11 protein-coding genes are annotated in these 15,205 nt (G+C 62.0%); all 11 read right to left on the bottom strand.

Annotated features, from left to right (window positions below; all coding sequences use genetic code 11):
- Positions 1-148: 148 nt before the first annotated feature.
- Positions 149-1,327, bottom strand: a complete 1,179-nt coding sequence (locus FGE05_RS00775; protein ID WP_139640770.1) for an NAD(P)/FAD-dependent oxidoreductase — start codon at positions 1,325-1,327, stop codon at positions 149-151.
- Positions 1,328-1,474: 147 nt separating this feature from the next.
- Complete coding sequence (gene dbpA / locus FGE05_RS00770; protein WP_257225576.1) at positions 1,475-2,812, bottom strand: ATP-dependent RNA helicase DbpA; 1,338 nt, start codon at positions 2,810-2,812, stop codon at positions 1,475-1,477.
- A gap of 223 nt (positions 2,813-3,035) precedes the next feature.
- On the bottom strand, positions 3,036-4,463 hold the full coding sequence (mdtD, locus tag FGE05_RS00765) for a multidrug transporter subunit MdtD (protein WP_139640767.1): 1,428 nt from the start codon (positions 4,461-4,463) through the stop codon (positions 3,036-3,038).
- A 108-nt stretch (positions 4,464-4,571) separates the two neighbouring features.
- Entirely contained in the window at positions 4,572-5,909 is a 1,338-nt protein-coding gene (locus tag FGE05_RS00760; protein WP_139640765.1) for a TldD/PmbA family protein, read from the bottom strand.
- The gene (locus FGE05_RS00755) at positions 5,909-7,351 is read right to left on the bottom strand and encodes a TldD/PmbA family protein (protein ID WP_139640763.1); all 1,443 of its coding nucleotides are present in this window, start codon (positions 7,349-7,351) and stop codon (positions 5,909-5,911) included. Before FGE05_RS00755 ends, FGE05_RS00760 begins: the two co-directional genes overlap by 1 nt.
- A 250-nt stretch (positions 7,352-7,601) precedes the next feature.
- Positions 7,602-9,305, bottom strand: a complete 1,704-nt coding sequence (gene betA / locus FGE05_RS00750) for a choline dehydrogenase (RefSeq protein ID WP_139640760.1) — start codon at positions 9,303-9,305, stop codon at positions 7,602-7,604.
- Between the two features lie 179 nt (positions 9,306-9,484).
- Positions 9,485-10,957, bottom strand: a complete 1,473-nt coding sequence (gene betB, locus FGE05_RS00745) for a betaine-aldehyde dehydrogenase (RefSeq protein ID WP_139640758.1) — start codon at positions 10,955-10,957, stop codon at positions 9,485-9,487.
- Between the two features lie 78 nt (positions 10,958-11,035).
- The gene (betI, locus tag FGE05_RS00740; protein ID WP_139640756.1) at positions 11,036-11,656 is read right to left on the bottom strand and encodes a transcriptional regulator BetI; all 621 of its coding nucleotides are present in this window, start codon (positions 11,654-11,656) and stop codon (positions 11,036-11,038) included.
- 274 nt (positions 11,657-11,930) lie between these two features.
- Positions 11,931-13,109 (bottom strand): choline ABC transporter ATP-binding protein, encoded by a 1,179-nt coding sequence (choV, locus tag FGE05_RS00735; RefSeq protein ID WP_041021077.1) that lies wholly within the window; start codon positions 13,107-13,109, stop codon positions 11,931-11,933.
- On the bottom strand, positions 13,106-13,951 hold the full coding sequence (choW, locus tag FGE05_RS00730) for a choline ABC transporter permease subunit (RefSeq protein WP_139640754.1): 846 nt from the start codon (positions 13,949-13,951) through the stop codon (positions 13,106-13,108). The genes choV and choW overlap by 4 nt, the downstream gene beginning before the upstream one ends.
- A gap of 64 nt (positions 13,952-14,015) precedes the next feature.
- Positions 14,016-14,963, bottom strand: a complete 948-nt coding sequence (locus FGE05_RS00725; RefSeq protein WP_041021079.1) for a choline ABC transporter substrate-binding protein — start codon at positions 14,961-14,963, stop codon at positions 14,016-14,018.
- Positions 14,964-15,205: the final 242 nt, after the last annotated feature.

The raw sequence follows: 15,205 nt of genomic DNA, 5'->3' as shown, positions 1-15,205 counted from the left end.
GCGATCACATCTGACAGCAAAAAGTGTTCCGTCATCCGACACTTAACCCTGTGGGAGCGAGCCTGCTCGCGATAGCGGCGTGTCAGTCAATTCATTACCAACTGAACCACCGCTATCGCGAGCAGGCTCGCTCCCACAGGACAGGTAGTCAGACGTATTGTGCGGCGGCATAGCCCGAAGCCCAGGCCCACTGGAAGTTGAACCCGCCCAGGTGACCGGTGACGTCCAGCACTTCGCCGATGAAGTACAGCCCGGGGCTTTTCAGCGATTCCATGGTCTTGGATGAGACTTCCCGTGTGTCGACGCCACCCAGGGTGACCTCGGCGGTGCGATAGCCTTCGGTGCCGGCCGGGATGACGTTCCAGCTCGCCAGTTTCTCGGCAATGTCCGCCAGTTCCGCGTGGGTGTATTGCTTCATGGGTTTGGAGACGAACCAGGTATCGGCCAGCAGGTTGGCCATTTTCTTGGTGAACAACTCGCCCAAGAGGGTTTTCAGTTCGCTGTTGGGGCGCTCGGCCTGCTGTTGTTGCAGCCATTGGGGCACGTCGTGGTCCGGCAGCAGGTTGATCTGCACCGTGTCCCCCGGCTCCCAGAACGACGAGATCTGCAGGATGGCCGGACCGCTGAGGCCACGATGGGTGAACAGGATGTTTTCGCGAAAACTCTGGTCGTTGCAGCTCACCAGGCAATCGACCGAAGTGCCCGAGAGTTCGGTGCACAAGGCCTTGAGCTGATCAGTAATGGTGAACGGCACCAGGCCGGCGCGGGTTGGCAATAGCTGGTGGCCGAACTGCCTGGCGACCTGATAGCCAAAGCCGGTTGCCCCCAGGGTCGGGATCGACAGGCCGCCGGTGGCGATCACCAGGGATTGGCAGGCGATGACGCCGAGGGTGGTTTGCAGCCGATAGCCGCCGTCGGTTTTCTCGATGTGCTCGATCGAGGTGTCCAGGTGCAGATTGACCCCGACCTGTTCGCACTCGTCCAGAAGTACGCCGAGAATGTCGCTGGACTTGTTATCGCAGAACAACTGGCCGAGTTTTTTCTCGTGATACGGCACGCCGTGCTTGGCCACCAGAGCGATGAAGTCCCATTGGGTGTAGCGGGCCAGGGCCGATTTGCAGAAGTGCGGGTTCTGCGAGAGGAAGTTGCCCGGCTCGGTGTACATATTGGTGAAATTGCAGCGTCCACCGCCGGACATGAGGATTTTCTTGCCGGCCTTGTTGGCATGGTCCAGCAACATCACCTGCCGTCCGCGCCCCGCAGCGGTCAACGCGCACATCAACCCTGCGGCGCCAGCGCCAATGATCACGACTTCGGTAGAGCGCAAAACGGTGTCCTCTCAGTCTCGCCACAAAACCCATTGTGGGAGCGAGCCTGCTCGCGATTGCGGTGTGTCAGTCAAATAAAGGTTGGCTGACCCGCCGCAATCGCGAGCAGGCTCGCTCCCACAGGGGAACTTCGTTGGTTGGGATGGTTACAGGATTCGCACCCGCAACGAACGTCCCTTGATCTTGCCTTCGTTCAGGCGCTTGAGTGCCTGTTTGGCGATCCCGCGTTCAACGGCCACGTAAGCCTGGAAATCGAAAATCGCGATCTTGCCGACCTGGGTGCCGGGGATGCCCGCGTCGCCAGTCAGGGCGCCGAGGATGTCGCCGGGGCGAACCTTGTCCTTGCGACCGGCGGCGATGCACAGGGTGCTCATGGCTGGCAGCAGTGGGCCGCCGCCCTGGGGCTTGAGGTTGTCCAATTGGTCCCAGCTTAGTGGGGCCTTCTGCAATTGCTCGATGGCCTGGGCGCGGTGGGCTTCGGAGGGCGCTACCAGGCTGATGGCAACACCGGTTTCCCCGGCGCGGCCGGTGCGGCCGACGCGGTGGATATGGATTTCCGAGTCCCGGGCCAGCTCGACGTTGATCACCATGTCCAGGGCATCGATATCGAGGCCACGGGCCGCCACGTCGGTGGCCACCAGCACCGACGTACTGCGGTTGGCGAACATCGCCAGCACCTGGTCGCGGTCGCGCTGCTCCAGGTCGCCATGCAAGCCGACGGCGGAAATGCCTTTGGACGTCAGATGGTCGACGGTTTCCTGGACCTGTTGCTTGGTGAAGCAGAACGCCACGCAAGAGGCCGGGCGGAAGTGCGCCAGTACCTTGACCACCGCGTCCATGCGCTCCTCGGGGGAGATCTCGTAGAAACGCTGCTCGATCTGCGCGTCGGAATGCAGTGCCTCGGCCTTCACCTGCTGCGGATCACGCATGAACTTGGAAGACAGTTGCTTGATGCCCGCCGGGTACGTGGCGGAGAACAGCAGCGTCTGGCGACGCTCCGGGGTCTGCTGGATGATGTCTTCGATGGCGTCGTAGAAACCCATGTCGAGCATGCGGTCGGCTTCGTCGAGGATCAGCGTGTTGAGGCCATCGAGTACCAGCGAGCCTTTGCGCAGGTGCTGCTGGATGCGTCCCGGTGTGCCGACAATGATGTGGGCGCCATGTTCGAGGGAGGCGATCTGCGGGCCGAAGGATACGCCGCCACACAGGGTCAGGACCTTGATGTTGTCCTCGGCACGGGCCAGGCGGCGGATTTCCTTGGCGACCTGGTCGGCCAATTCGCGGGTCGGGCACATGACCAGCGCCTGGCAGCCGAAGTAGCGCGGATTGATCGGATTCAGCAGGCCGATACCGAACGCCGCGGTCTTGCCGCTGCCGGTCTTGGCCTGGGCAATCAGGTCCAGGCCCTTGAGGATCACCGGCAAGCTCTGCGCCTGGATCGGCGTCATCTGGGCATAACCGAGAGATTCGAGGTTAGCCAGCATGGCGGCGGACAGCGGCAAAGTGTTGAAAGCGGTGGCAATGGTGGTCACGGGACAGGCCTGCAAAACAAAATGTCGCGCAGTGTAGCAGCCTCGTGCCACTTTCTTCGAAAGTTCTGGACGAGCTGTGCGAGCCATGGGGCTCTTGGAAGGCTGGGTGATTAACCTGTGGCGAGGGGATTTATCCCCTCGCCACAAAAACTTACCGAAGCCACTCAAGCTTGGGTTAATGCTCGATATGCTCATCGTGACGTTTCTGCCGCCGCCCGTCCTGCTTCGACAACTGGGAGAAAATCGTCGCCGCCAGCATCGCCATGACCCCCACCGTCACGAACGTCAGTTGGAACGCGCCCAGCACCGTGTCGACACCATCGTTACCCACCTGGGCCGTGAAGCCGCCGAGCAGGGCGCCGGCACAGGCGACGCCGAGGCTCAAGGACAGTTGCGCCACCACGGACAGCAGGCTGTTGCCGCTGCTGGCGCTGGCATCGTCCAGGTCGATCAGGGTCACGGTGTTCATCGCTGTGAATTGCAGCGAGTTGATCGCCCCCAGTACCGCCAGTTGCGCCAACAGCAGCCAGTACGGGGTCTGTTCGCTGACCAACCCCATGCTCGCCAGCATCACGCCCAGGGCCAGGGTGTTTCCGGTCAGGACGATGCGATAGCCCAGCCGCTCGATCAATGGCCGGGCCACGGATTTGGCGACCATGGCCGCCGCCGCCAGGGGCAGCATGCTCATCCCGGCCTGGGACGGTGAATAACCCAGGGCCACTTGCAGCAGCAGCGGCACCAGGAAGGGCAGGGCACCGCTGCCCAGGCGGGCGAACAGATTGCCAAGGATGCCCACCGCGAAGGTCCGGGTCTTGAACAGCGACGGCGCGAACAGCGGATTCTCGACATGTCCGGCTCGCAGCCAATAAGCCGCCAGGCAGGCCAGGCCGCCGAACAGCAGCAACATCACCCGCAGGTGTGGCAAGTGCAGCTCGCCGAGGCCCTCCATGGCAATGGTGATCAGCACCATCGCCGCGCCGAACAGCAGGAAACCCACGCCGTCGAAGCGGGTGCGCTCGCTGCCGCGCAGGTCGGGGATGAATTTCCATACCGCGTAGCAGCCGATCACCCCCACTGGCAGGTTGATGATGAAGATCCAGTGCCAGGTCAGGTATTGCACCATCCAGCCGCCCATGGTCGGGCCGATCAGCGGGCCGAGCAGGCCCGGAATGGTGATGAAACCCATGATCCGCACCAGTTCCGAGCGCGGATAGGCCCGCAGCACCACCAGCCTACCAACCGGCAGCATCAGTGCGCCGCCCAGGCCCTGGATGACCCGGGCGCCGACCAGCATCGTCAGGGAGCTGGACAAGGCACACAGCAGCGAGCCGAAGCTGAACAACAGGATCGCGCCGAAGAAGATTTTCTTGGTGCCGAAGCGGTCGGCGATCCAGCCCGAGGCCGGGATCAGCAGCGCCACTGTGAGCATGTAGGCGATGATCACGCCCTGCATGCGCAGCGGGTTCTCTGCCAGGTCACTGGCCATGGCAGGCAGGGCGGTATTGAGGATCGTCCCGTCGAGGGACTGCATGAAGAAAGCGATCGCCACGACCCACGGAAGCCAGCGGGCGGTGGTTGCGTCGAGCGGTGCACGGTTGGGCATGGGGCCTCTTGCTGTGTCTCAGGGTGTTCGTGGTGGCTTTATCGCGGGCAAGCCTTGCTCCCACCGGATGTCATTGCCCTTGTGGGAGCAAGGCTTGCCCGCGATGCTTTACAAGGTCAACGTCAACCGCTTGACCAACGCCCCCGGCAACAGCATCGAGGCTGTGGCCCGCTGGCTGTAGGTGCTGGCCGAGAGCAGAAGTTCCCGCTCCCGGGTCAGGCCTTCGAGTTGCGAGCCGAGCAGGCTATAGACGCTGTCGTCGAAGCGCATGGTGCTGACCGGTGCCTGGATCTGGCCGTTCTCGACCCAGAACGTGGCGAAGCGAGTCATGCCGGTCATGCGTGCCGCTGGCTGGTCCGAGTAGTTCAGGTACCAGAGGTTGCTGATGTACAAACCGGTGCCGAGGCGCTCGAGAATGTCCTCCTGCTCCAACTGGCCTTCCTGCATGACCAGCGCCGAAGGGTATTCGTAGCTGCTCGCGCCGTTGGCGGTGAGGCCGTATTCGGCGGCGCTGCGTGAATTGACCAACCGGGCGTTGGCCTTGCCCTTGGCGATCAGCGTCAGGTCATCGCGCGGATAGCCTTCATCGGAAAACGCCGGGCTCAAGGAGCCGCTCACCTGCTCGCTCAGCCCTACGACGGGGCTGAAGGTGGACTCGTCGGCGTAGAACTTCTGCAACGGGCTCTGTTTGCTGGCAATTGTCCGGGCCGAGAACCCGCCCCAACTGAGCATGCCCATGATCTCTTCCAGCGCGGCCGGTGCCAGGTAGGCACGATACTCACCGGGTGGCAGTGTGCGCAGCGGCCGGCCGAGAAACGCCAGTTGCTCGCGGGCCTGGGCAAAGCGCTTGGCAAATCCTTCGCTGCTCCACTCATGGCCGGCGTAGCTGGCTTTCACTGCCTGGCCGTTTTCGTGGAACAGGCTGAAGTCGAAGTTGAAGCTGTTGGCCTGATGCCAGCCAAATGCCCCCGAAGAACTGGCGAAACCGCGGCTGATGGGGCCGGCGGCGTAGATCCCCACCAGGTCCAGGCCTTCGGCGGCTCGGGCGATTTCGTCCACGGCCTGTTCGGTCTCCGGCAACGGATGGTCCTGCACATTGTTGCTCTGCCAGTGATTATGGTTGAGCAGTAGATAAGGATCCCGGGGCAATAGCGGCAGGGTATCGCGCAGCTGTTGCAGGCCTTCGCTCAAACGTTGCAGGTCTGTCTCGGTTTCGCCGGACAAGGTGATCTGCAGGTCGGCATGGCGCCCGTCGTCGATCAGTTTGAAATTCACATTGGCCTGTTGCACCTGCCCGGCCTGACGCACCTTGCCATGGTTGAAACGCACGAAGGCCGAGGACTCTGCGGCGTAGCCCAAGGTGAATTGTTCGGACCCATGCAACGCAGCGCGTAGCCAGTCGACCAGCGTCTTGAATGCCTCGGCCTGATTGTTGACGGTACTCATCAAGCGTCCCCCCCAAACACATCAACGTCTCTGAACACGCAGGCTGGCGACGCATGGCCGACGCGGATGACCTGGTTCGGCTCGCCCTTGCCGCAGTTCGGCGTGCCCAGCACCTGGGAGGTACTGGCATCGCCCACGGCCCGCAGGCTCTTCCAGAATTGCGCGGAAATGCCGCGGTAGTTGGGATTCTTCACCACACCCTTGAGCTCACCGTTCTCGATCAACTGGCCCCATTCGCAGCCGAACTGGAATTTGTTGCGGGCATCGTCGATGGACCAGGAGCGGTTGGTGCGCATCAGCACGCCGTGTTCGATGCCCTGGATCAACTGCTCCAGGGACTGATCGCCCGGTTCGATGTTCAGGTTCGCCATGCGGTCGATGGGCGGGCGGTTCCAGCCGCAGGCGCGGCTGTTGGCGACGCCGTCCAGGCCTGCGCGAAACTGTGACAGCGCGCCGCCCAATGGGCGCAGCAGCAAGCCTTCGCGGATGAGGAACTGCTTGCTGGCGAGGCTGCCGTCGTCGTCATGGCTGTAACTCGCCAGTTCCTCGGGAATGTCCGGGTCGAACGTCACGTTCAGCAGCTTGGAGCCGTACTGCAAATGGCCGAAGTCGCTGGTCTTGACGAAGCTGGTGCCGGCGTAGTTGCGCTCGTCCCCCAGGATGCGGTCCAGCTCCAGTGGGTGGCCGATGGACTCGTGGATCTGCAACATCATCTGGTCGGGCATCAACAGCAGGTCCCGCGGGCCTTGCGGCGTGTTCGGCGCCATCAGCAATTGCAGGGCCTGATCGGCGATTTTCGGCCCGGCTCCGATGAGGCCGCAGCGGTTGATCACATCGAAGCCGCCTTGCTGGCCGAAGTTCTCGCGGCCCAGGGTGCGGGTCTGGCTGTCATGACCGTCGAAGGCGGTGACGTCCAGTGCCGGGTAGATGAAGCGCTGGGCCTGGCGCAACTCGGCACCGGCACTGTTGAGGTAGATCTGTTCGACCTGGGTCAGGCCGATGCTCACCTGCCAATTCACCAGGCGCTCGTCCTGGGGCACCGCCGCCGATTCGTCGCCGAGTAATTGGTAGCAATCGCTCAGGGCGGGGAACGCCTGGTCGAAATGCGGCGAGAAGTAATCGGCGCGGTCGCTGGCAACCGCCTGTTCGCGCAGGTCGAGCAGGGCGTGGGGCTTGAGCCGGCGGGCCTGTTGCTCGGCCCGTTCCAGGGCTGCTTGCAGACCGGCCTGGGACAGGTCATTGGTGGCCGCATAGGCTTCGACACCGTTGACCCGCACGGTGAGCATCGCCCCTTCGTCACGGCCCAGGCTGGGCGGTTCGGCGATGTTCTTGCGCACCGACAGATGCTGGCCGGACTCGCGCACATAACGCAGGGAAAAGAATTCAGCGCCCGTGCGCAAGGCAGCAAAACGCTGCTTGAGCTGGGGGTGGAAGTCGAACATCGGGGAACCTCCTTGGTAGGGTGCATCGGTGCTGCGGGGGGAGGGTGAAACGTTTGCGTGAGGCTAGATTAGGCTTGGGGCGGGGCGGGATCAAGGCTTGAGGCTGGATAGAGCGGGAATGCTTCAGCGTCTGGTCGGGCGCCATCGCGAGCAGGCTCGCTCCCACATGGGATCTGTGTCGGGCACGAAACTTGTGTCCGCCGAAATCCAGTGTGGGAGCGAGCCTGCTCGCGATAGCCGCGCTGGGGTGTTACTGCACGGCTGGCGCCACCTCGCGCACCGGCTTGCCTTTGACCGGCGCATCGCCGGCCACATAGTACGGCGCGGTGCTGCGTGGCAGTGGCTTGCGGCCGCGGATCTTGTCGGCGATTTTCTCGGCGATCATGATCGTCGGCGCGTTCAGGTTGCCGGTGGTGATGATCGGCATGATCGAGGCATCCACCACTCGCAGGCCTTGCATACCATGCACGCGGCCTTCGCCGTCCACCACCGCCATGTCGTCGGTGCCCATCTTGCACGAACAGGACGGATGGAAGGCGGTTTCGGCGTGTTCGCGGATGAACTGGTCCAGTTGCTCGTCGGTCTGCACTTCGATGCCCGGGCTGATTTCGCGTCCACGGAACGGATCGAGCGCCGGCTGTTGCATGATCTCGCGGGTCAGGCGGATGCCGTCGCGGAACTCCTGCCAGTCCTGCTCGGTGGCCATGTAGTTGAACAGGATGCTCGGGTGTTGGCGGGGATCCTTGGACTTCGCCTGGATCCGGCCACGGCTTGGCGAGCGCATGGAACCCATGTGCGCCTGGAAACCGTGCTCCTTCACACCGTTGCTGCCGTTGTAGTTAATCGCCACCGGCAGGAAGTGATACTGGATGTTCGGCCATTCGAACTCCGGACGGCTGCGGATGAAACCACCGGCTTCGAACTGGTTGCTGGCACCGATGCCGGTGCCGTTGAACAACCACTCGGCGCCGATGGCCGGTTGGTTGTACCAGAGCAGCGACGGGTACAGCGAGACCGGTTGGGTGCAGGCGTATTGCAGGTAGAGCTCCAAGTGGTCCTGGAGGTTTTCGCCGACACCCGGCAGGTCGTGCACCACCGGGATGTCGAGGCTTTCCAGCAGTTTGGCCGGGCCGACGCCGGAGCGTTGCAGGATCTGCGGCGAGGCGATGGCGCCTGAGCACAACAGCACTTCCTTGCGTGCCCGGGCTTCGACGCGCTCTTCAGCGGCGCCCACCAGATAACGCACGCCCACGGCACGCTTGCCTTCGAACAGGATCTTGTCGGTCAGGGCATGGGTGACGATGGTCAGGGTCGAACGCTTCTTGGCCACGTCCAGATACCCGCGCGCGGTGCTGGCGCGCCGGCCATTCGGCGTGACGGTGCGGTCCATCGGGCCGAAACCTTCCTGCTGATAGCCATTGAGATCTTCGGTACGCGGATAACCGGCCTGCACGCCGGCCTCTACCATGGCGTGGAACAGCGGGTTGTTGCCGGGCTTGGGTGTGGTCACGCTGACCGGGCCATCGCCGCCGTGGTAATCGTTCGGGCCGATGTCCCGGGTTTCGGCTTTCCTGAAATAGGGCAGGCAGTCCAGGTACGTCCAGTCTTCGAGGCCGGGCAGTTTTGCCCAGTTGTCGTAGTCCAGGGCGTTGCCACGGATGTAGCACATGCCGTTGATCAGCGAAGAGCCGCCCAGGCCTTTGCCGCGTCCGCATTCCATGCGACGGCCGTTCATGTGCGGCTCGGGATCGGTTTCGTAGGCCCAGTTGTAGCGTCGACCTTGCAGCGGGAACGCCAGGGCGGCGGGCATCTGCGTGCGAAAGTCCAGGCGATAGTCCGGGCCGCCGGCTTCGAGCAGCAGGACGGTGACGCCTTCGTCTTCGGTCAGACGGGTGGCCAGGGTGTTACCGGCGGAGCCGGCACCGATGATGATGTAATCGAATTCTTGGGACATGAAATGCACCCTCTTTAATTGGGTTCAGGTCGTGGCCGGTGAGTGTCTTTCACTCCATCGCGAGCAAGCTTTGCTCCCACAGGTTTCTGATAGACACAGCAGTTGTGTTAGAGCAGATTCCTTGTGGGAGCATGGCTTGCCCGCGATGACGGCCTCGCAGGCACCGCAGAAGCCGGGCTTTAGAACACCGACGCGTAATCGCCCAACTCGACCTGTACCGATTTGATGCGCGTGAAGTTGTTCAGCGAACTGATCCCGTTTTCGCGGCCCACGCCCGATTGTTTGTAGCCACCGACCGGCATCTTCGCGTCGGACTCGCCCCAGGCGTTGATCCAGCAGATACCGGCTTCCAGTTGGTGGATCACGCGGTGGGCGCGGTTCAGGTCGCGGGTCACGACGCCGGCGGCCAGGCCGAACTCGGTGTCATTGGCGCGGCGGATCACTTCTTCTTCGGTCTCGTAGCTGAGGATCGACATCACCGGGCCGAAGATTTCTTCCCGCACGATGGTCATCTCGTCGGTGCAATCGGTGAACACGGTCGGAGCGACGAACGCGCCCTTGGCGAACTCGCCGTCGGTCAGGCGCTTGCCGCCACACAGCAGGCGTGCGCCTTCGGCCTTGCCCTTCTCGATGTAGCCCAGCACGCTCTCCATGTGGGCGAAGCTCACCAGCGGGCCGAAGTTGGTGTTTTCGTCCTCTGGGTTGCCGATGCGGATGCGCGCCACGCGCTCGGCGATCTTGGCTTCGAACGCAGCTTTGAGATGGCTTGGTACGAACACGCGGGTGCCGTTGGTGCAGACCTGGCCGGAGCTGTAGAAGTTGGCCATCATCGCAGTGTCGGCGGCGCGATCCAGGTCGGCGTCGTCGCAGATGATCAGTGGCGACTTGCCGCCCAGTTCCATGGTCACGTCCTTGAGCGATGAACTCGAGGCGCTGGCCATGACTTTCTTGCCGGTGTCGGTGCCGCCGGTGAACGAGACTTTCTCGATGCGCGGGTGCTCGGTCAGCCAGGTGCCGACTTCACGGCCGCTGCCGGTCAACACGTTGAAGACTCCGGGCGGAACGCCGGCTTCGGTGTAGATCTCGGCCAGCTTCAAGGTGGTCAGCGAAGTGACTTCGCTTGGCTTGAAGATCATTGCGTTGCCGGCGGCCAGGGCTGGTGCGGACTTCCACAGCGCGATCTGGATCGGGTAGTTCCACGCGCCGATGCCAGCCACGATGCCCAGGGGCTCGCGACGGGTGTAGACGAACGAGGTATCGCGCAGCGGTATCTGCTCGCCTTCAATGGCGGGCACCAGGCCGGCGTAGTATTCCAGCACGTCGGCGCCGGTGACGATGTCGACGTAGCGGGTTTCGGAGTAGGCCTTGCCAGTGTCCAGGGTTTCCAGTGCGGCCAATTCATCGTTGCGCTCGCGCAGGATGTCCACGGCGCGGCGCAGGATCCGCGAGCGCTGCATGGCGGTCATGGCGGCCCAGATCTTCTGGCCCTTTTCGGCACTGACCACGGCGCGCTCGACGTCTTCTTTCGTCGCACGCTGCACTTGGGCAAGCACTTCACCGTTGGCAGGGTTGATGGCTTCGAAAGTGGCGTCGCCGCTGGCATCGCTGTACGCGCCATCGATGTAGAGTTTTTGCAGTTCGAAACGGGCCATAAAGTCCTCGCAAGTGCATAAGTGGTTGGCTGCCTCCGTGCGCGTCTTCTAAAGCTGACTACGCGGTTCGGCGGCGGTTCAGGAGTCGAGCGGTTCTGTGTGCTCTGGCGCCCCTGCTTTGCCCAGTTGGAAATCCATGTATTCGTAAGCGATCCGGTGTGCCTGGGCGGTGTCGAATGCGTCTCCCGACAGCGCCCCGCGCAGCCACAAACCGTCAATCAGCGCGGCCAGACCCCGTGCCGCACTGCGTGCCTCATCAAGGGGCAGGGCGCGACGGAACTGGCAACACAGGTTGGAATACAGACGGTGATCGTTGATCCGCTGCAACCTGTGCAATGACGGGTGATGCATGCTGGTGGCCCAGAAGGCCAGCCAGGTTTTCATTGCCGGGCCATTGACCTGGCTGGCGTCGAAGTTGGCCGCGATGATCACTTTCAGGTGTGCCCGCGGGCTCTTGTCCTCAAGTGCCAGCCGGCGCGCGGTGACGTTCTCGCTCAGCACCGTCATCAGATACTGAGCCGTAGCCGCGATCAGGCCATTCTTGTCCTGGAAATAGTGACTGATGATGCCGTTGGACACCCCGGCCAAACGGGCGATCAGCGCAATGCTGGCGTCCCCCATACCGACCTGATCGACGGCCTGCAACGTGGCTTCGATCAATTGCTGGCGGCGAATGGGTTGCATACCGACCTTGGGCATTGGGTGCATTTCCTCGGATCATTCGGCGGACAGAGATTGTCCGGCGGAGCGAGAAACAGTCTATTTTGTTTTGATTGAACGTTCAATCAATAAAAAATCGGGCGTACGTCTAGGCTCAAAGGTCGCTTTCCAGGAATGCAAAACCCTGTGGGAGCGAGACCTGTGGGAGCCGAGCTTGCTCGCGATGAACGATGACGCGGTTTGCAGTTGAACCGTGTCGATTCCATCGCGAGCAGGCTCGGCTCCTACAGGCTCGTTCCCACAGGGTTGAGGTTTAACCCAGGTTCTTGCCGAGCAGCGCGTGGTACAGCTCGCTGTCGCCGAGGATCCCGACCACTTTCTGGTTATCGTGGAGCACCAGTTTGTTGCCGGTCTGGTAGCGGATCTGCAACGCGTCGCGCATGCCGATGTTGGAATCCACCAGCGTCGGGCGACGGCCCAGGCCTTCGACAGGTTGCCCCTGGACCCAGTTCTGCAGGTCCAGTGCTGCGCCGTTCTGGCGTGCACCCTTGATGGTGTTGCCTTCGGCCAGGTCGAGCCAGGAATCGCCACCCGGATCCAGGCACACCGAACCGTTGATGCGCTTGCAGTTGTCCAGCGTGCGCATCAGGCTGCGGCCGCAGAGGACGTTGAGCGGGTTGGTATGGGCGACGAAGGTGCGCACATAGTCGTCCGCCGGGTTCAACACGATTTCTTCCGGCTTGCTGTACTGGATGATCCGGCCGTCTTTCATGATCGCGATCCGGCTGCCCAGTTTCAGGGCTTCGTCGAGGTCATGGCTGACGAACACGATGGTCTTGCTCAACTTGCGTTGCAGCTCCAGCAGTTCGTCCTGCAGGCCTTGGCGGATCAGCGGGTCGAGGGCCGAGAACGGTTCGTCCATCAACAGGATGTCGGCGTCCATCGCCAGGGCGCGGGCAAGACCGACCCGTTGCTGCATGCCGCCTGACAGTTCGTCGGGCTTCTTGTTGCGCCACTGGGCCAGGCCCACCAGCTCAAGTTTCTCATCCACCAGCTTGCGCCGTTCCTTTTCCGGACGGCCCTGCATTTCCAGGCCGAAGCTGATGTTCTCGCGCACCGTCAGCCAAGGCATCAGAGCGAACTTCTGGAACACCATGGCGATACGTTTGGTGCGCATCATCTTCAGTTCAGCGGGGCTGCAGGAGGCAATGTCGATCTGCCGGCCTTCATGCTCGACGAACAACTTGCCACGGCTCACGGTGTTCAGGCCGTTGATGCAGCGCAGCAGGCTGGATTTGCCGGAGCCGGACAGGCCCATCAGGACGCAGATTTCGCCTTTCTCGATGTCCAGGCTGGCTTTTTCCACGCCGACGATTTGCCCGGTCTTCTTCAGGATCTCGTTGCGGGTCATGCCTTGGTCGAGCAGTTTGAGGGCTTCGCGTGGATCTTTGGCGAAGATCACGTCGACCTGGTCGAAGCGGATTATGCTCATGCGTCACCCCCTGCTTTTGCGTCGGGTTGTTTGCAGATACGGTCGAGCATGATCGCCAGCAGTACGATCGCCAGGCCGGCTTCGAAGCCCAGGGCGATATCGGCGGTGTTCAGTGCGTTGACCACGGGTTTGCCCAGGCCGTCGGCGCCTACCAGTGCGGCGATCACCACCATCGACAACGACAGCATGATGCACTGTGTGACACCGGCCGCGATGCTTGGCATCGCATGGGGCAGTTCGATACGCGACAGGAGCTGGCGACGGGAGCAGCCAAAGGCCTTGCCGGCGTCCATCAGTTCTTCCGGAACGTCGCAGATGCCCAGGTAAGTCAGACGGATAGGCGCGGCAATCGCGAACACCACCGTGGAGATCAGGCCCGGGACCACACCCAGACCGAAGAGGGTCAGGGTAGGAATGAGGTAGACGAAGGTCGGTACGGTCTGCATCAGATCGAGTACCGGACGCATCATGGTGTAGAACATCGGCTTGTGCGCGGCAACAATGCCCAGCGGCACGCCGATTACGACGCAGACCAGGGTGGCGAACATCACCTGGGCCAGGGTTTCCATGGTTTCCTGCCAGTAACCGAGGTTGAGGATCAGCAGGAAGGAGGCAATGACGAATACGGTGAGGCCCCATTTACGCTGGATGAAATGCGCCAGCAGGGCAATGATGCCAATCAAGGCCAACGGGTTGAACCAGGTCAGCGCAAATGTCACGCCGTGAATCATCGTTTCCAGGAACAGTGCGATGGCGTCAAAGGTGCTGGCGCCATGTTGCGTCAACCATTCGACGAAGCCCGCAATGTACTGGCCCAAGGGTATTTTCTGATCAATCAGCATGGTAGTGAACGTCCGCATGCAAGGGATAAACAGCCCGGGCGGGTGAACCCGCCCGGCATAACTATTACTGTGCGAGCTTGGCTTTCACGGCTTCCAGGCCAGGTTTACCGTCAATGGTGGTCACGCCAGCGAGCCAGGTATCGAGTACCTGTGGGTTTTTCTGCAGCCAAGCCTTGGCGGCAGCTTCAGGCTTCATCTTGTCGTCCAAGACGTTGCCCATCAGTTTGCTTTCCATGTCGACCGTGAACTCGAGGTTCTTCAACAGCTGGCCAACGTTGCTGCATTCCTGGGTGTAACCCTTGCGGGTGTTCGTCGCCACGGTAGCGGCGCCGAAGTCCGGACCGAAGAACTCGTCGCCACCGGTCAGGTATTCAATGCTGAAACGGGTGTTCATCGGATGCGGTGCCCAGCCGAGGAACACTACGTCGGTACCGCGCTTGGAAGCACGGTCGACCTGGGACAGCATGCCCGCTTCGCTCGACTCGACAACCTTGAAGCCGGCGTCCTTCAGGCCGAAGGCATTCTTGTCGATCATGCTTTGGATCAGGCGATTGCCGTCGTTGCCCGGCTCGATGCCGTAGATCTTGCCGTCGAGTTCCTTCTTGAACTTGGCAATGTCGGAGAAGTCGTGCAGGCCTTTGTCGTAGAGGGCCTTCGGCACGGCCAGTGTGTACTTGGCGCCTTTGAGGTTGGTGCGCACTGTTTCCACGGTGCCGGCGTCGCGGTAGGCCTTGATGTCGTTTTCCATGGTCGGCATCCAGTTGCCGAGGAACACGTCCATGTTCTTACCGTCGGCCAGGGACTTGTAGGTCACCGGTACGGAAATCATGGTGGTCTTGGTCTTGTAGCCGAGGGCGTCAAGAATCACGCTGGTGGTGGCGGTGGTCACGGTGATGTCGGTCCAGCCGACGTCGGAGAAGTTAACAGTGCTGCATTGTGCGGGTTCAGCAGCGTTGGCCAGCATGGGAAGACTCAGCATGGCGGCCAACAACAACGACTTGGAACCTTTCATGAGTGGACTCCTGGTGTTTTATCGGCGGGTCCGGTCGGACAACCGCGCTTTGTATTGGGTGTTGCGGTTGGGGCGCGTGAACACTGTCTCGACACGCGGCCTTGAAAACGAGCCGTAACCGATCATGTACCAGCGCAAATCTGTCGCCTACAGGGTGAGTCGTATCCAGTACAGGGAGGGTCGCATCCAGTGTCGGTGACGTCGTTTACAGATTTTTTCCGCCTCCGACAGGTCACTGACAC

It is taken from the genome of Pseudomonas sp. ICMP22404 (genome assembly GCF_006227205.1).
Taxonomy (GTDB): Bacteria; Pseudomonadota; Gammaproteobacteria; order Pseudomonadales; family Pseudomonadaceae; genus Aquipseudomonas.
This window is presented reverse-complemented; position numbering and strand designations above follow the sequence as displayed.